19 protein-coding genes and 1 tRNA gene are annotated in these 22,066 nt (G+C 66.6%); 11 read left to right on the forward strand and 9 right to left on the reverse strand.

Annotated features, from left to right (window positions below):
* Positions 1-62: 62 nt before the first annotated feature.
* From ACO2Q9_RS13905 to ACO2Q9_RS13925, 5 genes are read right to left on the reverse strand one after another with little or no spacing between them, the layout of a single operon-like run.
* Complete coding sequence (locus ACO2Q9_RS13905; RefSeq protein WP_423312349.1) at positions 63-1,454, reverse strand: sigma 54-interacting transcriptional regulator; 1,392 nt, start codon at positions 1,452-1,454, stop codon at positions 63-65.
* Positions 1,451-2,125 (reverse strand): hypothetical protein, encoded by a 675-nt coding sequence (locus ACO2Q9_RS13910; protein ID WP_423312351.1) that lies wholly within the window; start codon positions 2,123-2,125, stop codon positions 1,451-1,453. The genes ACO2Q9_RS13905 and ACO2Q9_RS13910 overlap by 4 nt, the downstream gene beginning before the upstream one ends.
* Positions 2,115-3,533, reverse strand: a complete 1,419-nt coding sequence (locus tag ACO2Q9_RS13915) for a sensor histidine kinase (protein ID WP_423312353.1) — start codon at positions 3,531-3,533, stop codon at positions 2,115-2,117. Before ACO2Q9_RS13915 ends, ACO2Q9_RS13910 begins: the two co-directional genes overlap by 11 nt.
* Before the next feature lie 22 nt (positions 3,534-3,555).
* The gene (gene miaB, locus ACO2Q9_RS13920; protein WP_423312355.1) at positions 3,556-4,905 is read right to left on the reverse strand and encodes a tRNA (N6-isopentenyl adenosine(37)-C2)-methylthiotransferase MiaB; all 1,350 of its coding nucleotides are present in this window, start codon (positions 4,903-4,905) and stop codon (positions 3,556-3,558) included.
* A 13-nt stretch (positions 4,906-4,918) separates the two neighbouring features.
* Complete coding sequence (locus ACO2Q9_RS13925; protein WP_423312357.1) at positions 4,919-5,413, reverse strand: hypothetical protein; 495 nt, start codon at positions 5,411-5,413, stop codon at positions 4,919-4,921.
* 200 nt (positions 5,414-5,613) lie between these two features.
* Between ACO2Q9_RS13925 and ACO2Q9_RS13930 the strand changes: the two genes are divergently transcribed.
* The 6 genes from ACO2Q9_RS13930 to ACO2Q9_RS13955 all read left to right on the forward strand — a co-directional run bounded on the left by ACO2Q9_RS13930 (position 5,614) and on the right by ACO2Q9_RS13955 (position 14,005).
* A complete protein-coding gene (locus ACO2Q9_RS13930) occupies positions 5,614-6,306 on the forward strand; it encodes a response regulator transcription factor (protein ID WP_423312359.1) in 693 nt (230 codons plus the stop codon).
* Between the two features lie 15 nt (positions 6,307-6,321).
* On the forward strand, positions 6,322-8,652 hold the full coding sequence (locus tag ACO2Q9_RS13935) for a CHASE2 domain-containing protein (protein ID WP_423312361.1): 2,331 nt from the start codon (positions 6,322-6,324) through the stop codon (positions 8,650-8,652).
* A 137-nt stretch (positions 8,653-8,789) separates the two neighbouring features.
* Positions 8,790-12,722: a YadA-like family protein gene (locus ACO2Q9_RS13940; protein WP_423312363.1), complete on the forward strand. Its 3,933-nt coding sequence runs from the start codon at positions 8,790-8,792 to the stop codon at positions 12,720-12,722.
* 205 nt (positions 12,723-12,927) lie between these two features.
* Positions 12,928-13,200, forward strand: a complete 273-nt coding sequence (locus ACO2Q9_RS13945; RefSeq protein WP_423312365.1) for a hypothetical protein — start codon at positions 12,928-12,930, stop codon at positions 13,198-13,200.
* A complete protein-coding gene (locus ACO2Q9_RS13950) occupies positions 13,197-13,805 on the forward strand; it encodes an RES domain-containing protein (RefSeq protein WP_423312366.1) in 609 nt (202 codons plus the stop codon). The genes ACO2Q9_RS13945 and ACO2Q9_RS13950 overlap by 4 nt, the downstream gene beginning before the upstream one ends.
* Positions 13,805-14,005, forward strand: coding sequence for a hypothetical protein (locus ACO2Q9_RS13955; RefSeq protein ID WP_423312368.1), 201 nt, complete (start codon positions 13,805-13,807; stop codon positions 14,003-14,005). The genes ACO2Q9_RS13950 and ACO2Q9_RS13955 overlap by 1 nt, the downstream gene beginning before the upstream one ends.
* A 12-nt stretch (positions 14,006-14,017) precedes the next feature.
* Here ACO2Q9_RS13955 and ACO2Q9_RS13960 read toward each other — a convergent pair whose 3' ends face one another.
* The 3 genes from ACO2Q9_RS13960 to ACO2Q9_RS13970 form a co-directional block, all read right to left on the reverse strand.
* The gene (locus tag ACO2Q9_RS13960; RefSeq protein WP_423312370.1) at positions 14,018-14,896 is read right to left on the reverse strand and encodes an alpha/beta hydrolase; all 879 of its coding nucleotides are present in this window, start codon (positions 14,894-14,896) and stop codon (positions 14,018-14,020) included.
* Positions 14,897-15,109: 213 nt separating this feature from the next.
* Positions 15,110-15,186: transfer RNA gene (locus ACO2Q9_RS13965), tRNA-Met, on the reverse strand.
* Between the two features lie 55 nt (positions 15,187-15,241).
* Positions 15,242-16,849, reverse strand: a complete 1,608-nt coding sequence (locus tag ACO2Q9_RS13970) for a vWA domain-containing protein (protein ID WP_423312372.1) — start codon at positions 16,847-16,849, stop codon at positions 15,242-15,244.
* A gap of 137 nt (positions 16,850-16,986) precedes the next feature.
* Between ACO2Q9_RS13970 and ACO2Q9_RS13975 the strand changes: the two genes are divergently transcribed.
* A complete protein-coding gene (locus ACO2Q9_RS13975; protein ID WP_423312374.1) occupies positions 16,987-17,598 on the forward strand; it encodes an RNA polymerase sigma factor in 612 nt (203 codons plus the stop codon).
* Entirely contained in the window at positions 17,595-18,566 is a 972-nt protein-coding gene (locus ACO2Q9_RS13980; RefSeq protein WP_423312376.1) for a hypothetical protein, read from the forward strand. The genes ACO2Q9_RS13975 and ACO2Q9_RS13980 overlap by 4 nt, the downstream gene beginning before the upstream one ends.
* A 36-nt stretch (positions 18,567-18,602) precedes the next feature.
* Here the strand turns inward: ACO2Q9_RS13980 and ACO2Q9_RS13985 are convergent, their stop codons facing one another.
* Entirely contained in the window at positions 18,603-19,379 is a 777-nt protein-coding gene (locus ACO2Q9_RS13985; protein ID WP_423312378.1) for an enoyl-CoA hydratase, read from the reverse strand.
* 126 nt (positions 19,380-19,505) lie between these two features.
* On the opposite strand from ACO2Q9_RS13985, the gene ACO2Q9_RS13990 reads away from it, so the two are divergent.
* Genes ACO2Q9_RS13990 through paaK form a run of 3 tightly spaced genes read left to right on the forward strand, consistent with a single transcriptional unit; the run spans position 19,506 to position 22,044 of the window.
* The gene (locus ACO2Q9_RS13990; protein WP_423312380.1) at positions 19,506-20,300 is read left to right on the forward strand and encodes an enoyl-CoA hydratase-related protein; all 795 of its coding nucleotides are present in this window, start codon (positions 19,506-19,508) and stop codon (positions 20,298-20,300) included.
* Positions 20,297-20,740: a hydroxyphenylacetyl-CoA thioesterase PaaI gene (gene paaI / locus ACO2Q9_RS13995; protein ID WP_423312382.1), complete on the forward strand. Its 444-nt coding sequence runs from the start codon at positions 20,297-20,299 to the stop codon at positions 20,738-20,740. Before ACO2Q9_RS13990 ends, paaI begins: the two co-directional genes overlap by 4 nt.
* Positions 20,737-22,044: a phenylacetate--CoA ligase PaaK gene (gene paaK, locus ACO2Q9_RS14000; protein ID WP_423312384.1), complete on the forward strand. Its 1,308-nt coding sequence runs from the start codon at positions 20,737-20,739 to the stop codon at positions 22,042-22,044. The genes paaI and paaK overlap by 4 nt, the downstream gene beginning before the upstream one ends.
* The last annotated feature ends 22 nt before the right edge of the window (positions 22,045-22,066 follow it).

Genomic DNA, 22,066 nt, shown 5'->3' on the forward strand with positions numbered 1-22,066 from the left:
TCTGTCGCTGTTCAGCGACAAGGCAATTCCGGGCGTTCTAAAAGCTCAACAAAATCAATGACTTATTCCTGTCGGGTGTCGGCGACAGGTTCGTTCTTGAAGTGACCGGGGGTCAGCTCGTGCTTCTGCAGCAGACGGTAGAACTCCGTCCGGTTGCGGTCGGCGAGACGTGCTGCATCGGCCACGTTGCCGTCGGTGATCTTGAGCAGGCCGACGAGGTAGTCGCGCTCGAAACGCTGCTTGGCATCGGCATAGCTCAGGACTTCCACCGACGGGACGCGCAGGGCGCGCTGCACCAGCGCCAGCGAAATCAGGGGTGTGCTGGACAGCGCGCAGACCTGCTCCACCACGTTGTAGAGCTGGCGCACATTGCCGGGCCACGCCGCCGTGGTCAAGGCCTTGAGCGCTTCTGGCGCAAAGCCGGAAAGCCGCTTGCCGTACTTGCCTGCCAGGCGCGTGAGGAAATGCTGCGCCAGCAGCGGAATGTCTTCGCGCCGTTCGCCCAGCGTCGGCAGCGTCAACGTGACGACGTTGAGCCGGTAATAAAGGTCTTCGCGGAACTGGCCGGCGGCCATGGCGGCTTCCAGGTCGCGGTGCGTGGCGGAGATGATGCGCACATCCACCTGGATGGACTGGCTGGAGCCCAGCGGACGCACCGCGCGCTCCTGCAAAACGCGCAGCAGCTTGACCTGCAGCGCAGGCGGCATGTCCCCGATCTCGTCGAGCAGCAGCGTGCCGCCATCGGCCGTCTGGAACAGGCCTTTGTGATTGCTCACTGCGTCGGTGAACGCGCCTTTCATGTGGCCGAAGAGCTCGGATTCGAGCAGTGCTTCAGGAATCGCGCCGCAGTTCACCGCGACGAAAGGCCTGGCCGCACGTGAGCTCGCACGGTGGATGGCACGCGCCAGCAGTTCCTTGCCGGCGCCGCTGTCGCCACGCAGCAGCACGCTCGCGTCGGAGCGCGCCACCATGTGCGCTTCGGCCAGCACCTCGGCCATGCGGTTAGAGCGGCTCACGATGTCGGCACGCCAGGCTTCGTCGGTGTGTGCGGGCGCGATGGCAGGCGCATGCAGCGCGAGCGCTTGTGCGATCTTGTCCAGCAGTTCCTTGCCGTCGAAGGGTTTGGTGAGATAGGTGAATACACCGCGCGCGGTGGCTTCCACCGCATCGGGAATGGTGCCGTGCGCGGTGAGCAGGATGACCGGCAGCGAAGGGTGGCGAGCGCGGATCTCGTCGAACAGTGCGAGCCCGTCGCGGCCGGGCAAGCGGACGTCCGACAGCACGAGCTGTGGCCGCTCCATGTCGAGTTGTGCGAGCGCCGCTTCCGCGGAGCCCACCGCGCTGACGCGATAACCCGCGGCGGTGAGCCGCATCGAGAGCAGGCGAAGCATGTCCGCATCGTCGTCCACGACGAGCAGGCGGGGTTGCTGTGCGGTGGACGACGCGGTCTTCATGGTGCAGGCGGGCGATTGCCGTTGGACGGCGCTGCGGCCGGGGGCGGCGCACCGGGGCCACCCGGCCTCGGTGCGGTCAGGCTGCGCTCGATGGCGCGCACGGCTTCGAGCCGTTCGTTGAGCTGGTCGATGCGCCGCTGGTTGTCGCGCAACTGCTGGTTCTGGCGATCGATCTGGTCTTCCAGACGTCGTTGTTCGAAAGCGCGCGCTGCCAGCAGCCGCGCGAGCGGGTGCAGCGGACGGGCTTGCGGTGTGTCCGTGGCGACGACTTTCTGGAGCAGGCCCAGCGAGCGCGCCGTGTCGGCCGGCAGGTGTGTCTGAAGCAATGCAAGGGCGAGTTGCACTTGGGCTTGCGGCACATCGCCGGCCTCGGTCTGGCGTGTGATCTCCATGGCGAGCTCGGCGGCGGCCATCGTGCGCACCCGTTCCGAATACGCCAGCACCAGGGCTTCCACGCCCGGTTCGGTCTTCACCACGGGGGCTGGAGCGGGGGGCGGCGGCGGCGGCGGGGCCGGTGGAGGAGGCGGCGGCGCTACAGGGATCACCGGCGGCGGTGCCGGGGGCGGAGGTGTGGCGCAGCCGGCGACCACGGCGCACAGGGCCAGCACCGCCACACCGGCGGGCAGGATGGATGACTTGCGCGGATCGGCGCGCTGCAATTCAGAGGGCATGGGGTAATTCGATACGGAAATGGGCGCCTTCGTTCGCGGGCACGAGTTCGATGCGGCCACCGTGTGCCGCAATGTACTCCTGCACGATGGACAGGCCAATACCGGTGCCCCGGACCATGTCCTGCGGCTGGCGTTCGCCGCGATAGAAAGGTTCGAAGATGCGCTCGCGGTCGGTGCGCGCGATGCCGGGGCCCTGGTCGGTGATGTCGATGCGGGCATTGCCGGACACGCGCGAAACCAGCAGACGCACCGTGCCATCGGGCGGCGAGAAGCGGATGGCGTTGGACAGCAGGTTCGCCACGGCCGTACCGACCTTTTCCGGGTCCACCAGCGCGTCCAGGGGTTCGCCTTCCACGCGCACCTTGAGGTTGCGCGCCTGCCACTGCAACCGCTGTGAATCCACCTGCTGCTCGAGCAGCACTGTCAGATCGGTGCGCTGGCGGCGCAGCTGGCGGGCCTCGAACGCGGCAGCGTTGAAGCGCAGCAGCGCCTCGATCTGGCCCTGGAGTACCGTCGTGTTCACGTTCAGGATCTGGGCAACCTCGCGCTGGCTGGTGTTGAGCTCGCCGGCCACGCCGTCCTGCAGCAGTGCCACGCCTTCACGCATGGCGGCCAGCGGGGTCTTGAGTTCGTGCGAGATGTGGCGCAGGAAGCGCGCCTTGTCGGCGTCCAGCTCCATCAGCCGCAGGCGCAGCCAGTCGAGCTGCTGGCTCACACGCCGCACATCGGACGGCCCCGAAATGTCGATGGGCACGTCCAGCTGGTTCTCGCCGAGCCCGACGATGGCTTTCTCCAGCCGCTTGAACGGCCGTGCCAGCCAGATGCCGAAGCCGAGTGCCAGCGCGACAGCGAGCGCGATCGACAGCATCACCTGCTGGGCCAGTTGCCTGCGGCTGGCATCGAGCCGGCCCAGCAGCGCACGGTTGCGCTTGGCGATGCCCTGCTGCACCTGCTGCGCCACGCTCGCGTTCAGCACATCGAGCTCACGGAACTCGAGCGCCACCGTGCGTTCGCGGTCGAGTGCGGTTTCTGCAGGCCCGCCGAGCAGGCCGGCAATGGTGTCCAAGTGCCCGTTCCACGTGCGGGCCAGATCGGGCGGCAGGTCGTTGTCCACCAGTCGCCCGATGATGCCGCGTGCATCACGCGCCGCGTCGTCGAACCGGCGGCGCAACTGCGCGTCGTTCAATACCAGCGACTGGCGCGACGCGCGTTCCATGGCGAGGCTGCGTTCGGTGAGCGACTGCGCGGCGGTGGACAAATCCACGGCGCGTGTCGCGCTGTCGCGGCTTTGTGCCATCAGTTCCTCCAGCGTGAACAGCGCGCGCAGCGAGGCCGTGCCCAGCAGCGCCGCGATCAGCATGAAGGCAACCAGCAGCCACTGCCGGAAGGACACGCGGTACAGCTTCATCGGCGCTCGTGGCGACGCCGGCTCAGGCCAGCGCGGGTTCGCCGACCTTCACTTCGCCGCGCAGCGTGTTGGTAAGCGCGCGCGTGATGTGCACATCGACCATCCGGCCCACCAGCCGCGCCGCGTGCGGTCCACCCGGGAAGTTGACCACGCGGTTGCAGGCAGTGCGGCCCATCAGTTCGGACGCGTCCTTGCGCGAAGGCCCTTCCACCAGCACGCGCTGCACCGTGCCCACGCGCGCAGCGCTGATGCGCCGCACGTTCGCGTCCACGGCGGCCTGCAGTTGCTGCAGGCGCGCGAGCTTCACCGCATGGGGCGTGTCGTCGTGCAGGTTGGCGGCGGGCGTGCCAGGCCGCGGGCTGAAGATGAACGAGAAGCTCGCGTCGAACCCCACGTCGTGGATGAGCTTCATCATCTTCGCGAAGTCGTCATCCGTCTCGCCGGGGAAGCCGACGATGAAGTCCGAACTCAGCGACAGTTCCGGCCGCACCGCGCGCAGCTTGCGGATGGTGCTCTTGTATTCCATGGCGGTGTAGCCGCGCTTCATCGCCATGAGAATGCGGTCGCTGCCGTGCTGCACCGGCAGGTGCAGGTGGCTCACCAGCTGTGGCACGCGTGCATACACGTCCACCAGGCGCTGGGTGAATTCATTGGGATGACTGGTCGTGTAGCGGATGCGCTCGATGCCGGGGATGTCCGCAACATATTCGATGAGCATCGCGAAGTCGGCGATGTCCGCCGTGCCGCCCATCGTGCCACGGTAGGCGTTGACGTTCTGGCCGAGCAAGGTCACTTCGCGCACGCCCTGGTCGGCCAGCCCGGCGATCTCCACCAGCACGTCGTCGAACGGCCGGCTCACTTCCTCGCCACGCGTGTAGGGCACGACGCAGTAGCTGCAGTACTTGGAGCAGCCTTCCATGATGGACACGAACGCAGTGGCGCCTTCCACCCGCGCGGGCGGCAGGTGGTCGAACTTCTCGATCTCGGGGAAGCTGATGTCCACCTGCGGGCGGTCCTGCCGGTCGCGCGCTTCCAGCATCTCGGGCAGGCGGTGCAGCGTCTGCGGGCCGAACACCACGTCCACGAAAGGCGCACGCGCGATGATGGCCGCGCCTTCCTGGCTGGCCACACAGCCGCCCACGCCGATCTTCACCCCCCGCGCCTTCAGGTGCTTCACGCGCCCGAGGTCGGAGAACACCTTCTCCTGCGCTTTCTCGCGCACCGAGCAGGTGTTGAAGAGGATCAGGTCGGCCTCTTCCACGTCCTGCGTGGGCTCGTAACCCTGGGCAGCGCCCAGTACGTCGGCCATCTTGTCCGAGTCGTACTCGTTCATCTGGCAGCCGAATGTCTTGATGAATACCTTCCTGGTCATGATGACCCGCCCTTCAACGCGTTGTCGTGCCGTAGCCGGGCAACTGGTTGTAGGGCGTGCGGCCGTCGTCGCGCGCGGGCGCATCGCCTTCGGAGCCGAAGATGAAATTGCGCGGCGGTGTGGCGTGCGGGCGCTTTTCGGCAATTTCGGCGTCGGTGAGGATCCACACGTCGTGGACCATCCCGTTCGACTCGCGCGTGTAGTTCACGACAAGGCTTCGCCCGACGATCGCGCCGGACATGACCAGCATGCCGTCCATGCCGCGGATGCGGGAGCCGGGCGACAGGCGCTCGGCCTTGCTGTCGATGCGGATTTCGGGGGGTGCCACGACGACGAGTGTGCCGCGCAGCGCATTGGCCGGGAATTGGCGCACTGCCGGTGTCGCGGCGGTGGCCTGCGCATGGGCACTGGAGACGGGCAGGGTGGCCAGGACGGCCAGCAGCCCCGTGGCGAGGGTCAGGGCAAGGGCTGCCAGCGGGTTTGCCGGCAAGGCAGTGCAGCGGTTCATGGTTTAGATCCAGAGGCTGTGTGTGGGGGAGCGGTCAGTGTAACGGCTCCGTCGACCGCTGCCCCGCGCGCGACACGAAGGCAAAACCGTGACAAAGGTCGCACAAATTCGCGCGCCCATCGCAATAGAGGGAAACCTCTGTAACGACTAAATACAAAGTATCTAGAATGAATTTTCACGGTAGTAACAGAGGGGGTAGTTTGCGAATCGCAATCCTTGACGACGACCCGGCGCAGCTGGATCTGCTCCAGCACACGGTGAAGGCATTGGGGCACGACCCCCATGCGTTCAACAACGGTCAGGCCCTGATGCGGGCGCTGGCCCGGGACACTTTCGACATGATGGTGCTTGACTGGGAGCTGCCGGACACCACCGGCATCACCATCGTGAAATGGGTGCGCATGCAGCAGGGGGCTACCTTTCCCATCCTCTTCGTCACCCAGCGCTCGCAGGAGTCGGACATCATCGAGGGGCTGAACGCAGGGGCCGACGACTACATGATCAAGCCCGTCCGCGTGGCCGAGCTCATCGCCCGGCTGCGCGCCATGCTGCGGCGGGGCTATCCGCAGACGGGGGGCGTCGAAACCTTCGGCGAATACAAATTCGACGCCGGCGCCAACCTGGCCGAAATGAATGGCGAGCGCGTCGACCTCAAGCAGAAAGAGTTCGCGCTCGCGCTCTTCATGTTCCGCAAGGCCGGCCGCCTGGTGTCGCGCCAGCAGTTGCGCGACGAGGTCTGGCGCAGCCAGGCCGACACCGACTTCCGCACGGTGGACGTCCACATGTCGCGCCTGCGCACCAAGCTGCGGCTGCGCGGTGAGTTCGGCTACCAGCTGGTGTCCGTCTACAGCCAGGGTTACCGGCTCGAGCCGGTGACGCTCGGTTCGGAGTAGCAGCGCGAGGCGGCCGTGGCGCGACCCGACTTCCGCAAGTTCAGGAAACGCTGGCTGGCGTTCACCGCCGTCCTGCTGGCGGTGGCGGGCGGGCTGGGCGCGCTGGGTGGTGTGGGCCAGCCGGATCACCTGGTCGCGGATGCGTTGCGCCGGTTCGATGTGCAGGAGCGCCGCCAGGACATCGTCGTCGTGGCCATCGACGATGTGAGCCTCCGCGCCCTCGGCCCGCTGCCGTGGGGTCACCAGGCGTATGCGCGCCTGCTGCACACGCTGGCCGACGCAAGGCCGCGCGTCATCGGTATCTCGTCCCCATGGGGCCGCCGGTATCTCTCGGTCCAGTCGGACGAACATGTCCTGGCCGAGGCCGTCAAGCGCGCAGGCAACGTGGTGCTGCCCGTGGCGGTGAACGGTGTCACGGGGCGCCAACCCATCGCCGTGCTGCCTTCGAAAGTGTTGTCAGGGCATGCCGAGGCGATCGGCCACATCCATACGCAGCTCGACGCCGACGGCATGGCCCGCATGGTGGCCTTGCGCGCAGGGCCGCTCGAGCGGCCCTGGGAGCACATGGCACTGGCCATGTACCGCGTGGGCAGCGGCGACGCGGCCGTCGTGGCCGACCGGTCGCGACTGCTGCCCGACGAACTGCGGGGAAGCAACTGGACCAACAGCGACCGCATGCTCGTGCCTTTCCCCCGTGAGCGGGTGCAGCGGGTTTCGTTCGTGGACGTCATCACCGGCAAGGTTCCGGCAGAGCAGTTGCGCAACCGTTACGTGCTCGTCGGCGCGACGGCACCGGGTGTGGGCAACGCATTTTCGACGCCTCCTGCCGCGCCGGCGCTGTTGCCGGAGACCGACCTCATCGCGGCCGTGCTGCAGGCGCTGCTGGACCAGCATTTCATCCAGGAAGCGCGTCCGGGACTGAATGCCGTCGTCAACATGCTGCCGGCGTTTGCAGCGGCGCTGGCCCTGGGATTCCTGCCGACCGGACTGGCGCTCGTCACTGTGTTCTCGATCGCGGGCCTCTTCCTTCTCGTGACGGCCTGGCTGCCGTTGATCGCGGGCGTGCAGATCTACCCCGTGGCCGGCCTGTTCGCCTTGTTGCTCGCCTTTCCGGTGTGGATGGTGCTGCGCGTGATCGTGGCCCTGCGCAAGCTGTCCCGCGAAATGCGCGACGTGCCGATCTCCGTGTTGCCGCCCGACGTCGACGCAGTGGACAGTGGCAACGACGACATCATCGGCCGACCCGTGGGCCGCGTGCAGGAAGTCATCCGGCAACTGAAAGTGACGCAGGCGCTGCTGCAGGACAGCCTGGACGCCGTGCCGGACCTGACGTTCATTGCCGACGAGCGCGGCCGCGTGCTGATGATGAATGCTGCCGCCCGCACTGCCTTTGCGGCTGCAGGCGCTTTGCCCAGCGTGAGCCTGCAGACACTCTCGGCCGCATTGCTGCCCGCGCCCGCGCAGCTGCAGGTGGCCGAACATTTCCGTGACCGGCCGCGCGAGCGCCGCACGCTGGAAATCACCGACCACGACGGACGACATCACCTGGTGCGTGTGATTCCGCGCACCGGGCCCGATGGCACCGAAGCGGGCTGGGTGATCAGCGTGGTGGACGACCACAGCGGCGTCTCTGCAAGGCGCCAGCGCGATGACGCGCTGACCTTCATGTCCCACGACATGCGCTCGCCCTTGTCGTCCGTGCTCAGCCTGATCGAACTGCATGAGCTGGGCGCGTCGAAAACGCAGGATGTGAACGAACTGCTCGCGCGCATCAAACGCTACGCGCGCACCGGCATGGACCTGTCGGAAGACTATGTGCAACTGGCCAGCGCCGAACTTGGCAACCACCGCGCCGAGCCCGAAGACCTCAACCTGCTGCTGGCGGAAGCGGCCGATCTGTTGTGGAAGAAGGCCGAGAGCCGTGGCATCCGCATCGTGCTGGCGGACGAACCAGCACCGGCCATGGCGGAGGTGGACCGCGGCCTGATGACGCGTGCACTGCGCAACCTGATGGAGAGCGCGGTGCGCGTCTCGCCCGACAACACCAGCATCACCTGCGATGTGCAATCCGCCGAGGATGGCCGCCACTGGCAGGTGTCCGTGCGCGACGAAGGACCGGGCATCGCGGTGTCGGACATCGACCTGATGTTCGAGAAGTTCCGCCGCAGCAGCGGCGAACGCACACGCGTGGAAGGCAGCAACCTCGCGATGGCCTTCGTCAAGGCGGTGGTGGTGGCGCATGGCGGCACGATCCGCGCGCTGAACTGCACGGAGCAGGGGGCGGAGTTCATGCTCTGCATCCCGAAAAAATCACGCATCCGTGGCACGGACGCGTCGAATCATTAACAACCATTTCTGCGTTGATAACAATCGTTGCCGGCAGCATTAACAAATGTTGCCGACGCTCCTGAAGCGCGCGTCCGTTTTTAAAGTTCATCCATCGCAAGTGCAGGGGGCTGCACAGGCACTAACCCACTAGGTGGATGACGATGAACCGGATCTACAAATCAATTTGGAACGAACGCAGCGGCACCTGGGTCGCAGCTCCTGAATCCGCTGGCCGCAGCTCCGGATCGGGCCGTGCCCGCTCTGCCATGGTGGCGCTGCTGCTGGCTGCCGGCCTGCCGCTGGCCGCACATGCACAACTGTCGCTCGGTGTCGGCGGCCTGCTCGGCGGGCTCGGTTCGGTGTCCATCGGTGCCACGCTGTTCTCACCTGCCAACTCTTCCGGTGCCAACGCCATCGCCGTCGGCGCCAACGTGACTGCCAGCGGCGCGGATGCACTGGCCCTGTCGCGCAACTCCACCGCTGCCGCGACGGCCAGCGTGGCGGTCGGCTTCGGTTCACTGGTCTCCGCCACGGGCACGTCCGGCATCGCGCTAGGCAACGGTGCCAGTGTCTCCGGTGCCGGCTCCATCGCCATCGGTTCGGGGTCCAGCGACGGCGGCCTGGCCAATGTGCTGTCCGTCGGCGCTGCAGGCTCCACGCGCCGCATCATCAACGTGTCGGACGGCACCATCTCGCTGGGCTCGCACGACGTGGTGACGGGCGGCCAGCTGTACGTTTTGCAGCAAGGTCAGTTGAACCTGGGCGCCTCGCTGACGGCGGCCCTGGGCGGCGGCGCCGCGTACGACCTGACCAACGGTCTCACGCTACCGAGCTACCTGATCCAGGGCCACGCGCAAGCCGGCATCGGCAATGCGTTCGCCGCCGTGGACACGGCGCTGAGCACCAACACGACGGACCTGGCCAACCTGAACCTGCGCCTGAACCTGGGCACCATCGGCCTCGTGCAGCAGGCTGCCGATCTGAACCGGACCATCAACATCGGCGGCGCCACCGGCGGCACGGTCATCAATTTCGCAGGCACGGACGGCGCACGCCAACTGACGGGTGTTGCCGCAGGCACGCTGAGCGTCGGCAGCACACAGGCCGTGAATGGCGGCCAGCTGTTCTCGACCAACCAGCAGGTGTCCATCAACACGGCGGACATCGCCACGAACGCAGCCAACATTTCCACCAACGCCGCGAACATCTCCGCTGCGGCTGCCGGTGTGTCGGCCAATGCGTCGCTGATCTCGGGCCTGGACAACATCGCCGTGAAGTACGACACCATCGGCAAGAGCACCATCACCCTGGGCGGCGCGAGCGGCACGACGATCGCCAACGTTGCAGCCGGCACGCTTTCCGTCGGCAGCACGCAGGCCGTGAACGGCAGCCAGCTGTTCGCCACGAACCAGCAAGTGGCTACCAACACCGCCGACATCGCGACCAATTCGGCCGCGATCACTGTCAACACCAACAACATCAGCAGCCTGACGCAGCAACTCAATGCCGGCGGCACGGGCATGGTGCGCCAGCTGTCTGCCGGTCAATCGCTGACCGTGGGCGCTGCGACCGATGGCCTGGCCGTCGACTTCACCGGCACGGCCGGTGTGCGTCGCCTGACTGGCATCGCCGATGGCAACCTGGCAGCCGGCAGCACGCAAGCCGTGACCGGTGGCCAGCTGTTCACGACGAACCAGCAAGTGGCCACGAACACCGCCGCCATCGCTGTCAACACGAGCGACATCAGCACGCTCTCGCAGCAGGTCAACAGCGGCGCAGCCGGTCTCGTGCGCCAGGCTGGCGCAACGCAGGACATCACGGTCGGCGCGCTGACCGGTGGCCTGGCTGTCGACTTCACCGGCACGGCCGGTGCACGCCAGCTGAGCGGCGTGGCCGCCGGCACGCTGGTCGCAGGCAGCACACAAGCCGTGAACGGCGGCCAGCTGTTCGCCACGAACCAGCAAGTCGCCGCCAACACCGCACAGATCTCTGCCAACACGGCCGACATCGCAGACCACGGCAACAGGATCACCACGAACACGGCTGACATTGCCACGAACACCGCGAGCATCGGCACCAACACGACCGACATCGCTGCCAATACCGCCGCCATCTCGGCGCTCGGCAACAGTGCGCTGAAGTACGACGACGTGTCGAAGTCCTCCATCACCCTGGGTGGCGCAGGTGGCACGACGATCTCCAACGTGGCCGCTGGCAACCTGAGCGCCGGCAGCACGCAAGCCGTGACCGGTGGCCAGCTGTACACGACGAACCAGCAGGTTGCGGCCAACACGTCGCAGATCGCCACCAACACGGCCGACATCGCCGCGCTGAACGCAGCCGTCACCGGCGCGGGTGGTGGTGCCACGCAGTCCGACAACACTGCCGGTGCGAACGTGGCTGTTGCCAGCGGCGCCAACTCATCCTCGGTGGGCTACGGCTCCTCGGCGACCGCCCAGGGCAGCGTCGCGCTTGGCAACGGCTCGAGCAGCACCGGCACGAACTCGGTGGCACTCGGTACCGGCTCCAGCGACGGCGGTGAATCCGACGTGGTGTCCGTGGGCTCGAACAGCCAGAAGCGCCGCATCGTGCAAGTCGCAGATGGCGTGGGCGACAGCGACGCCGCGACGGTGGGCCAGGTGCGCAATGTGGGCAACCAGGTGGACAACCTTGTCGCCCGCGCGGTGACGTACGACCTCAATGCCGACCAGTCCGTCAATCGCAACAGCGTGAGCTTCGGCATTGCCGGCGCACCCGTCACGCTGCGCAACGTGGCCGCCGGCTACGCGCCGACCGAAGCCATCAATGCCGCGCAACTGCAGCAAGCCCTCGGCTACATCGGCGGTGGCATGCAACTGAATGCAGGTGGCGTGGTCTCCGCACCGTCCTTCACGCTGTCGCAGATCGACAACGACGGCAATGTGGGCACGGCCAGCTTCACCAGCGTGGCTTCCGCGCTCGACAGCCTGAGCAACTCCATCAACTACCTGGGCAACCGCGTCGATCACCACACGGTCCGCATCAACACGCTGGCAGCGACGGGCAATGGCGGCACGAGCACGATCAACAACATCACCAACGTGATGGACGATGACATGTACATGAACATCAACTCGAGCCTGAGCGACTCGGTCGCTGCAGGTGAAAACAGCCTCGCATTCGGTCCCATGTCCCAGGCCAACGGCGACAAGGCCGTGGCGATGGGCGCGGGCGCCATGGCGCAGTCGGCCAGCTCCGTCGCCATCGGCGACTCGGCGGTGGCCACCGGCGGCATGGCCGTCTCCATCGGTGCTGCCAACATCGCCAACGGCAACGGCGCGGTTGCCATCGGCGATCCGAACGTCGCCACCGGCACGGGTGCCGTGGCCGTTGGCGCCGACAACACCGCCACCGGGACGGGTGCCATTGCACAGGGCAACCTGAGCGTGGCAGTGGGTGACGGTTCCGTTGCGCTGGGCAACCAGTCCCTGGCACGCGGTGCGGGCTCCATCGCCATGGGCAACGCCGCGAATGTCTTTGTGGGCGCTACCAACGGTGTCGCACTCGGCAGCGGCGCTGTGGTGCAGTCGGCAACCGGTGTCGCTCTCGGCTCCGGTTCCGTCGCCAACCGCGGCGCCGTGACCGGAACAGCCGAAGCAATCTCCGGCACCCCGATTGTTTCGACGCAGGCCGAGGTCTCCGTCGGTGCTCCTGGCGCCGAACGCCAGATCACCAATGTCGCTGGCGGCACGCAGGACACCGACGCCGTCAACCTGCGCCAGCTGCGCGCCGCTCAGGCTTCTACCGTCGAGGCTGTCGTGCAGAACATCGACGCCAAGATCAACAACCTGGCCCAAGGCATCCAGCGTGTCGAGAAGAACGCCAACAGCGGCACTGCTGCCGCGATGGCCATGGCCGGCATGCCGCAGTCTGCCGTTCCGGGCAAGGGCATGGTGTCAGCAGGCGCAGCCAGCTACGGCGGCGAGACGGCCATCGCGGTCGGCGTCTCCATGGTGTCGGACTCGGGCAAGTGGGTGTCCAAACTGAATGGCAGCGCCAACTCGCGCGGCAAGTTCGGCATGAGCGTCGGCGTCGGTTTCCAGTGGTAAGGCGATGCGAACGCGTCGAATCATGAACAACCATTTCCACGTTGATAACAATCGTTGCCTACAGCATGAACAAGTGTTGCCAACGCCCCTGAAACAGGCATCCGCTTCTAAAGTTCATCCATCCAGAGCAGAACGGAAACGACGAGAGCGCAGACCCGGCTTTCAGCGGTAATCGGATCAAATTTTCTTCAAGGACAGCAGCAACATGAAACACATCGAGACCATCCTTTCCCTGACGCACATCGTGACGTCGGACTTGCGTCCCCGCGTGCGCGTGACACACCAGGGCAGCCGCGACGGCAGCCTGCGCGGCCTGGCCAGCGAAGTGCTGGGCAGTGAAGAGCAAGCGCGCCGCTGGCTCGGGCGCTGCGATGCGCTCGAGCTGCCGATCCTGAACAGCTACCTGTTGCGCCGTGCGCGCAGCAGCAAGGTCAACAACCAGCACTTCATGGAGGCGGCTGCGGCCGTATGGGCATGAGCAACATCGACAATGTCATCCGCGTGTGGCGCCTTGCCACCGCAACCCGTCCTGCACAACAGGTGTGTGCCGAACCAGCGCTGCGTGCAGGCCGCTGGCACGACGTGGGCGACCGCGTGCTGTACGCCTATGAATCCGAGGAACTGGCTGCGCTTTCACTCAGCCAGCTCACGCAAGGCGTGGAGCCTGCGCGTCTGGTGCACGAAAGCCTCGACCTGCCGGCCGACCCGACGCTGCATGCCGAGTTCAACGTGGCCGGCGAAGGCAAGACGCGCCGCGCGTTCTACACCCCCGGTGAAGTGCGCCTGCCCATCGTGAACCTGAGCGCACTGATGCGTGAACGCCATCTGCTGACGCTGTGGGTGACGTCGCCCTACACCACGCAGCAGCGCACGGTGCTGATCAACGCCGACCACCCCGCGTTCGGCAAGATCCGTATCGAGTCACATGTGTTGCCTGGCGCCTCGTTCTTCAGCACCGGCCCCTGCGGCTCCGACGTGGCGGATGCCTGGGCGCAGACCGACTTCGGTGCGGATGAAGACGAACCGTCGATGCAGTCCACCCTGTTCCAACCCCGTGAAGTGGGAGCTGCGCCATGCTTCTGATGAACGTTGAAAATTTCGTCGACGACGTGCCCGGCGTGCTGCCGGTGCGCAACCAGGGCCGCATCGCCGCGATGCTCAGGATGGCGAGCGAGATCTTCGGCAGCCAGCAGAATGCACAACGCTGGATCAGCAACTGCAGCGAGTCCGACTTGTCGGTGCTGCACGAATGCGTGGAAGCCGCCGCGCAATGGGGGCGCTGAGCGGCGTTCGAATCAGCGGGCAGCGCCGGCCGCGGCGGGCGCTGCGATGAAGTCCAGCACCTCGCGCCGCACCGGCGCCAGCCAGCGCAGCGGCCCCGCGAGCGAGCCTGCCAGCGTGACGTGGTTGATCGCCGAGTGCCGATGCACCGTCACAGGCACGCCCTGCGCACGCAACGCGCGCGCCATGCCTTCGGTGTTGCGCTCGGGGTTGACGAGCTTGTCGCTGTCTGGAGCGATGAGCAATGCAGGTGGACTGTCCTTGCTCACATGACGCAGCGGCTGGCTGTCCGGCGGCGTGTCGGGCCAGTTGAAAGCGACCTGCGCTTCCGGGTTCTCGATGGGCAGGAAGTCGTACGCACCGGCCAGACCGATCCATCCCGCAAAACGCCGGGGCGACAGGCCCTGCGCATTCAGCCAGCGCGCATCCAGCGCCAACATCGCCGCGTTCCATCCCCCCGCACTGTGACCCATGACGAACACCCGCTTCGGGTCGCCGTTCATGTCGTTGAGGTTGTCGAACACCCAGCGCGCCGCCAGGGCGCTGTCCTGCGCGATCTCGCGCCAGCGCACCTCGGGGCTGAGCCGGTAGTCGGCCACGACGGTGATGACGCCCTGCGACGCCAGCGACTCGCCGACAAAACGGTAGTCGGCACGCTCGCCGCGCGTCCAGCTGCCACCGTAGAAGAACAACACCACCGGCGGGGTCGCCGTCGAATGGGCGGACGCGAGCGGCTTGTAGACATCGAGCTTCTGGCGCGGATGCGTTCCGTACGCAATGCCTCCGCGCGAGGTGTAGGTGTCACGCGCCACCAGCGCATTGAGTGCCTGCGTGCCGGAGCAGCCGGCGAGCAACGCTCCCGCGGCTGCAAGCAACCCCGTGCGTCGCGTCATGCGGAACGCCGGAGACGGCCGGGGGTGGTCGGAATCGTGGCACGGGCTGGGGGGCATGTGAGGCTTCGCATGGTCGGAGCGAGCCAGTGTGCTCGCGGGACGTGTGTCGCCAAGCGGCGCTTGCATCCGGCGGCGAATGAAACGTTTGCATACCACTCGGGCCGAAGGAAAGAAAAAAGCCCGCTATCTTTTTGGTAGCGGGCTTTCTTTATCTGGTGGCGCTTCACGGATTCGAACCGCGGACCTGTGGATTATGATTCCATCGCTCTAACCGACTGAGCTAAAGCGCCGAGCCCGCGATTATAGCCAATCCCGTGGCGCCGGGTCCAGAGCCCCCGGCCGCTCTCAGGAAGCGGGCAGCCTGGCCAGTTCCTCGCTGACCAGCCGCACGATCAGGCGGTCCAGCGTATCTACCGAGTAGTTGTTCACGTCGTGCACGGTCTCGCGACCGGGGCCGCTGGCCGGGACGGCCGCGTTGGCGTAGGTCAGGAACACGAAGCGTCCGCCCGTGTACTGGGCGATCTGCCGCTGGATGAATTCGCCCTGCTTGTCCAGGCCGCTCGCGCCCACGCTGAAGATCTTGATGCCCTTGCCCAGCGCCGCCACCATGTCGTCGTCGTATTGCGGGCCGGCATAGTCCAGGTGCGGCGGCGCATCGGCCAGCAGCACCACCATGCGCGTGGCGCCGTTGCCGCGCCAGTTGAGGTTGTGCACGGCTTCGTTCAGGGCTTCGTTCATTGCTTCCGGGTAGTCGCCGCCGCCGTCGGCGCGCAGCTTGTTCAAGACGCCCTGAAACGCGTTCAGGTCATTGGTGAAGTCGTGGCTGCGCAGCACGAACGGGTCGCCCTTGTCGCGGTAGGCCACCATGCCGAAGCACAGGTCGGGCCGGCTGGGCAGTTGCGCCACTTCGGCGGCGATGCTGCGCAGGCTGGCCTTGAGCTTGTCGATCTCGTCGGCCATGGAGCCGGTGGCGTCGATGAGGAACACCAGGTCGAGCTGCGCGCGGCTGGCGACGGCTTGCGTGCCCAGACGAACCTCGACCGCGCTCTTCTGGCCGCGCCGCAGGTAGCTGCGTGACGTCTGGCCCTGTTTGCGCACGCTCACTTCATACACCTGCGAAGCGACCGGGTCGAATGCGTTGGGGTGCAGCCAGACGCGACCTGCGGCGTCGGTGCGGGCCCACATGGCCTGGCCGCCCGGGGAGCGGACCAGCACTTCGGCGTCGGGCACGTTGCGCCCGCGCGCGTCCTTCACTTCGAGCAGGTAGCGCTCGCTCACATCGCGTGGGCGGTGGGTGACCTGTGTGCGGTTGCGGAACGCCAGGTATTCGGAGAACGCGGCGTTGTCGTCGACCATGCCGGCAGTGACGATGGATGGGCGGGGGCGCTGCGGCACGAAGGCATGGGGTGCGGCCTGCGGCGCGGGTTCGGCCCAGGCACGGTCGGCGGCAATGTCGGCGCGGCGCTCGCGTTCGGAGCTCTCGGCGGCCATGGCTTTCGCGGCAGACGCGGTGGGTGCAGGCGGCGCTGCGGGAGCAGCCCTTGAGACGGTGGGGGCTGCAGAGCGTTCCAGCCGTGCGTCACCGGCTTCACCCGACGCCGCAAGTTCGGACGCGAGTGCGCCATGGCGGCGATGCTCGCGCTGGCTGTTCTGCGCGATGCCGGGCACTTCACGCGTCTGGATCGGCCGTGCGCAGGTGTTGGCGCTGGGTGCCTGGAAGTTGGGCGACACGCGCAGCGGTGCCCAGGTGCCATATTGCTGGTCGGGCTGCGGATACGGTTGTGGCATGGGGTGGGGCAGCGGCCTCGGCTCCGGCCACAGCGCGCCGTCCTGCGGCACAGGTGCGATGGACAGGGCGCCGGCCGGGGCACAGGCCATCAGCATCTGCGTGCACAGGAGTGCGGCCAGGCTGCGTTGCAGGCGGGGAGAGAAGCTGGATGCGAGACGTGTCATGGAGGGCTCCGCAAAAAGTTGTGACGCTGCTTCCACGGTCGGCGTCGCGACGCGGGGTTAACAGGCACAAATTTTTTTGCCTGGGCTTAACCCCGAACGCAGTCTTGGCCCGTGGAAGGTGATGTGACAATCCCCGCATGCCCACCCACGCAGAGATGCCCGACGACGAACTGATGCTTGCCTACGCGCGCGGCGACGTTTCGGCGTTCGACGCGCTCTATGCCCGCCACGAAGGCGCGTTGCTGCGCTTCGTGCGGCGGTTGCTCGGCCATGCGCTGGCCGCGCAGGCCGACGAGGTGTTCCAGGACACATGGATGCGCATCATTGCCGCGCGCGAGCGATTCACTGCTGACGGCGCGTCGTGGAAAACCTGGGCCTTCACCATCGCCCACAACGCTGCGCTCGACCGCCTGCGCACCAGCGGCCGCGAAACGCAGATCGAAATGGCCGACGACGGCAGCGACCCGATGGACTGGCTGCAGGAAGCGCTGGACATGGCGCATCCGTCGAGCGAAGACACCGCGTTCTGGCGCGCGGCGGGGCAGCAGTTGCTCGATTGCCTGGACGCATTGCCCGCGCCGCAGCGCGCTGCGTTCCTGCTGCATCACGAAGATGGCGCGTCGGTGGAAGAACTGGCGCAGAGCCTTTCGCTGCCTTTCGAAACCGCGAAGAGTCGTCTGCGTTACGCGCTGCAGAAGCTGCGTGGATGCATGCAGGCCTATCTGGTGGTGCTGGAGCCCCGCACATGAGCGACCCACGCGACAACCTGCGGGACGCACGGCTGCGCCGCGCGCTGGACCACGCGCCCGATGTGCACATGACGCCCGACGCCGCCGTGCGCGCATCCGTGCTGCGGGCTGCGCACGAAGCCGTGCAGGGCGGTGCGACTGCGAACACAGGCGCGGCCGCATCGTTGCCGTGGTGGAAGCGCTTGCTGGGCGGCCGTGGGCGCGCGCCTTGGAACGCCGCATTCGCCACGGTGCTGGTTGCCGGGTTCATCACCGTCATGTGGCACGGCGAGGAAATTCCTGATGCACGCGTCGATTCCGCGGCGCCGCAGGTTGCCGCTGAAAAAGCGAAGCGCGCTGTGGAGAGGCAGTCTGCAGAAGCCAGTGTGGTGAAGCGCGAAGCGGAACAGAAAGCTGAGCCGCAACCGCCGGCTGCAGCACCCGTACCTGCACCTGCGCCTGCGCCTGCGCCAGCCGCTCCACCCGTGCCGCAGGCCATGGCTTCTGCCGCGCCTGCGCCACCACCTGCTGCCATGGCGAGGCCATCAGCCGCTCTTTCCGAACGTCGTAGCCAGGCCTTGACGGACCAGGAACTGGCGCGCAATTTCGCACCGCAATCGGGGCCGCAGTCGTGGATCGACGCCTGGAATTTCGCGCGCGCGCCGCGCAGTGCCTCACCCGCTGCTTCGTCGATCCGTGTCGGGCGTGACAGCGCGCCGGATCTGGCCTTGCTGCTGCGAGCCGTTCAGGCGCAGGCCGATGCGAGCCCGGATGCTTCCGGCTCGGCAGCCGGTTCGCAGCCCCCGCCCATGCGCATCGAACTCCTGCGCGACGGCGATGCACTGGGCACGCTCGAGTTGTATGCGGACCATTGGCGTTTCGTGTCGCGCTTCGCGAGGACACCCGGTCCGCGCTCGGGGCCGTTGAACCCCGTGTTGCGCGACTCGATCGATGGCGAACTGCGTCGCCTCGGTCTGTTGCCGCCTTAGAGCCCGAAGCTATGACTTCGTCTTTGCTGATCCGCCCTACTTGTTGCCGAAACTGGCCTTGCGCTTGTTGACGAAGGCGTCCATGCCTTCCTTCTGGTCGGCGGTGGCAAACATCGCGTGGAACATGCGGCGCTCGAACATCACGCCGTCGGCCAACGTGCCTTCGAACGAGCGGTTCACCGACTCCTTGGCCGCCATCACCGCGAGCTGCGAGTAGTCGCTGATCATGAGCGCCGCGCCGAGGGATTCTTCCATCAGCTTGTCCAGCGGCACGACGCGGCTCACCAGGCCCGAGCGCTCGGCTTCGGTCGCGTCCATCATGCGGCCGGTGAGTGCGAGATCCATGGCCTTGGACTTGCCTACCGCGCGCGGCAGGCGCTGCGTGCCACCCGCGCCGGGGATGATGCCGAGCTTCACTTCGGGCTGGCCGAATTTCGCGTTGTCGGCTGCGATGATGAAGTCGCACATCATCGCCAGCTCGCAGCCACCGCCCAGGGCGAAGCCGCTGACCGCCGCGATCACCGGCTTGCGGATGGAACGGATGGTTTCCCAGTTGCGGGTGATGTAGTCGCCCTTGTAGACATCGGAGAACGTGTAGGTGGCCATGGCGCCGATGTCCGCCCCCGCGGCGAACGCCTTCTCGCTTCCGGTGACGATCATGCAGCCGATGTTCTCGTCGGCGTCGAAGGCCTTGAGCGCGGCGCCCAGTTCGTCCATCAATTCGTTGTTGAGCGCATTGAGTTGCTTGGGACGGTTGAGCGTGACGATGCCGACCTTGCCTTCGGTGCGGGTGAGGATGAGTTCGTAAGCCATTGAAAAAGTCTCCGTTGAAGCAAACCCAAGAATGCCACAGGTGCGGGAAAACACGGGGTGAAAATTAACCGACCAAGCGGTCGGTTAATGACGTTTGGTGATAGATTTCCCCGCAGGAGACAAAACATGACCGAACCCAGCGTGACCTACGCGGAGCAGGGGGCCGTGGCCATTGCCACGCTCAACCGGCCGCAGTCGCTCAACAGTTTCACGCGGCAGATGCACATGGATCTGCGCGCTGCGTGCGACCGCGCCGAGGCCAATGCGCAAGTGCGCGCGCTGGTGATCACGGGGGCCGGCCGTGGTTTCTGCGCCGGGGCGGACCTCTCCGAGTTCGATTTCGCCGACGGACCGAACCTCGTGGAGCGTGCCGACCCGGGTCCCATCATCGACCAGCTGTTCAACCCGACGGTGCGTCGGCTGCAGGGGCTTCGCATGCCCACCATCGCGGCCGTCAACGGTGTGGCTGCCGGTGCAGGGGCCTCGCTCGCGATGACATGCGACATCGCGATCGCATCGCCATCGGCGAATTTCATCCAGGCGTTCAGCAAGATCGGCCTCATCCCCGATGCGGGTGGCAGCTGGTTTCTCGCGCAGCGCCTCGGGCTGCCACGCGCGATGGCGCTTGCGATGACAGGCGACAAGCTGCCCGCTGCGCAAGCGAAGGAGTGGGGGATGATCTGGGACGTCGCCGACGACTGCGTCGCTGCCGCCATTGACATGGCGCAGCGCCTCGCCGTCATGCCGACCAAGGCGCTCGTCGCCACGCGGCAGTTGCTCCGCGAGAGCAACACGCGCACGCTCGGCCAGCAGCTCGATGCCGAACGCGACATGCAATCCGCGTTGGGGCGCACGCACGACTACATCGAAGGCGTCACTGCATTCCTGCAGAAGCGCACGCCGCAGTTCAGGGGCGAATGATGGACACCGGTGCTGCTGGCCTCGCACGCCGCGTCGGCGAAACGATGTTCTCGGGCGACGTCGCGTCGCGCGACACCATGGGCATGCAGCTCGTGAGTTGCGAGCCCGGCCGTGCGGTGATGCGGATGACGGTGAAGGAACTGCATCTGAATGGCCATCGCATCTGCCACGGCGGCTTCATCTTCACGCTGGCCGACTCCACTTTCGCATTCGCCTGCAACAGCCGCAACAAGGCGACGGTGGCTTCGGGCGGCAGCATCGAATTCCTCAAGCCAGGTCAGCTCGGCGATGTGCTCACCTGTGAAGCGACGGAGCAGGTGCTGCAGGGCCGGCACGGCATCTACGACATGAAGGTGACGAACCAGGTCGGTGACGTGGTGGCCGTGCTGCGAGGCAAGAGCGCGCAGATCCAGGGCGCTGTGATTGCGGGGACGACATGACGACATCCATGACGGGCTTTGCGCTCGACCCCATCGAGAAGGCGTCCACCGACGAGTTGCGCGCGCTGCAGCGCAAGCGGCTCGCATCGACCTTGCGCCATGCGTACCGGAACTCGCCTGTTTACCGCGCGAAATTCGACGAGGCGGGCGTGCATCCCGACGATTTCACGTCGCTCGAAGACCTCGCGAAGTTCCCGTTCACCACCAAGAAGGACTTGCGCGACGCCTACCCTTACAACATGTTCGCCGTCCCTCGCGAGCAGTGCGTGCGCATCCACGCGTCCAGCGGCACCACCGGCAAGCCGACGGTGGTGGGCTACACACGCAACGACGTGGACATGTGGTCTGCGTGCGTGGCGCGAAGCATCCGCGCGGCCGGTGCGAAGCCAGGCGACATCGTGCATGTGAGCTACGGCTACGGCCTGTTCACCGGCGGCCTCGGTGCGCACTACGGCGCGGAAAAGCTGGGCCTGACCGTGGTGCCCTTCGGCGGCGGCCAGACCGAACGGCAGGTGCAGCTGATCAACGACTTCCGGCCCGACATCATCATGGTGACGCCGAGCTACATGCTCGCCATTGCCGATGAGTTCGAGAAGCAGGGCATCGACCCGCGCGAGAGCAGCCTGCGGCTGGGCATCTTCGGCGCAGAGCCGTGGACCAACGACATGCGTGCCGCCATCGAGAAGCGCATGGGCATCGACGCGGTGGACATCTACGGGCTGTCGGAAGTCATCGGCCCCGGCGTCGCGAGCGAATGCGTGGAGACCAAGGACGGCCCCACGATCTGGGAAGACCATTTCTACCCCGAGATCATCAACCCCGACACCGGAGAGCCCGTGGCCGACGGCGAACTCGGCGAGCTCGTCTTCACCAGCCTCACGAAGGAAGCGCTGCCCATCGTCCGTTACCGCACGCGCGACCTCACGCGCCTGCTGCCTGGCACGGCACGCACGATGCGCCGCATGGAAAAAATCACCGGCCGCAGCGACGACATGATGATCGTGCGCGGCGTCAATGTGTTCCCGACGCAGATCGAGGAACTCATCCTCAAGCAGGCTGCACTTGCACCGCATTACCAGTGCGTGCTCTCGCGCAGCGGGCCGATGGACGAACTGGCCGTCGTGGTGGAAACCCGCCCTGGACTCCATGTGGACACGCCCGAGGCGCGCCGCGCCGCCGTGCAGCTGCAGCACGACATCAAGGCTTATGTCGGCACGACGGCGCTGGTGGAGTTGCGCCCGGAAGGCGGTGTGGAGCGCAGTGCGGGCAAGGCCAGGCGCGTGCTGGATACGCGCGCGCGCTGAAGGGGACACGCCCGCGCCGAAG

This window comes from Variovorax sp. VNK109 (genome assembly GCF_049445855.1).
Lineage (GTDB): Bacteria > Pseudomonadota > Gammaproteobacteria > Burkholderiales > Burkholderiaceae_C > JAGOCV01.

What these genes read in the sequence shown, in the direction of transcription:
- ACO2Q9_RS13905 (WP_423312349.1), bottom strand. Translation starts at nt 1,454, where the DNA reads ATGAAGACCGCGTCGTCCACCGCACAGCAACCCCGCCTGCTCGTCGTG.
- ACO2Q9_RS13910 (WP_423312351.1), bottom strand. Translation starts at nt 2,125, where the DNA reads ATGCCCTCTGAATTGCAGCGCGCCGATCCGCGCAAGTCATCCATCCTG.
- ACO2Q9_RS13915 (WP_423312353.1), bottom strand. Translation starts at nt 3,533, where the DNA reads ATGAAGCTGTACCGCGTGTCCTTCCGGCAGTGGCTGCTGGTTGCCTTC.
- miaB (WP_423312355.1), bottom strand. Translation starts at nt 4,905, where the DNA reads ATGACCAGGAAGGTATTCATCAAGACATTCGGCTGCCAGATGAACGAG.
- ACO2Q9_RS13925 (WP_423312357.1), bottom strand. Translation starts at nt 5,413, where the DNA reads ATGAACCGCTGCACTGCCTTGCCGGCAAACCCGCTGGCAGCCCTTGCC.
- ACO2Q9_RS13940 (WP_423312363.1), top strand. Translation starts at nt 8,790, where the DNA reads ATGACGATGAACCGGATCTACAAATCAATTTGGAACGAACGCAGCGGC.
- ACO2Q9_RS13945 (WP_423312365.1), top strand. Translation starts at nt 12,928, where the DNA reads ATGAAACACATCGAGACCATCCTTTCCCTGACGCACATCGTGACGTCG.
- ACO2Q9_RS13950 (WP_423312366.1), top strand. Translation starts at nt 13,197, where the DNA reads ATGAGCAACATCGACAATGTCATCCGCGTGTGGCGCCTTGCCACCGCA.
- ACO2Q9_RS13955 (WP_423312368.1), top strand. Translation starts at nt 13,805, where the DNA reads ATGAACGTTGAAAATTTCGTCGACGACGTGCCCGGCGTGCTGCCGGTG.
- ACO2Q9_RS13960 (WP_423312370.1), bottom strand. Translation starts at nt 14,896, where the DNA reads ATGACGCGACGCACGGGGTTGCTTGCAGCCGCGGGAGCGTTGCTCGCC.
- ACO2Q9_RS13970 (WP_423312372.1), bottom strand. Translation starts at nt 16,849, where the DNA reads ATGACACGTCTCGCATCCAGCTTCTCTCCCCGCCTGCAACGCAGCCTG.
- ACO2Q9_RS13975 (WP_423312374.1), top strand. Translation starts at nt 16,987, where the DNA reads ATGCCCACCCACGCAGAGATGCCCGACGACGAACTGATGCTTGCCTAC.
- ACO2Q9_RS13980 (WP_423312376.1), top strand. Translation starts at nt 17,595, where the DNA reads ATGAGCGACCCACGCGACAACCTGCGGGACGCACGGCTGCGCCGCGCG.
- ACO2Q9_RS13985 (WP_423312378.1), bottom strand. Translation starts at nt 19,379, where the DNA reads ATGGCTTACGAACTCATCCTCACCCGCACCGAAGGCAAGGTCGGCATC.
- ACO2Q9_RS13990 (WP_423312380.1), top strand. Translation starts at nt 19,506, where the DNA reads ATGACCGAACCCAGCGTGACCTACGCGGAGCAGGGGGCCGTGGCCATT.
- paaI (WP_423312382.1), top strand. Translation starts at nt 20,297, where the DNA reads ATGATGGACACCGGTGCTGCTGGCCTCGCACGCCGCGTCGGCGAAACG.
- paaK (WP_423312384.1), top strand. Translation starts at nt 20,737, where the DNA reads ATGACGACATCCATGACGGGCTTTGCGCTCGACCCCATCGAGAAGGCG.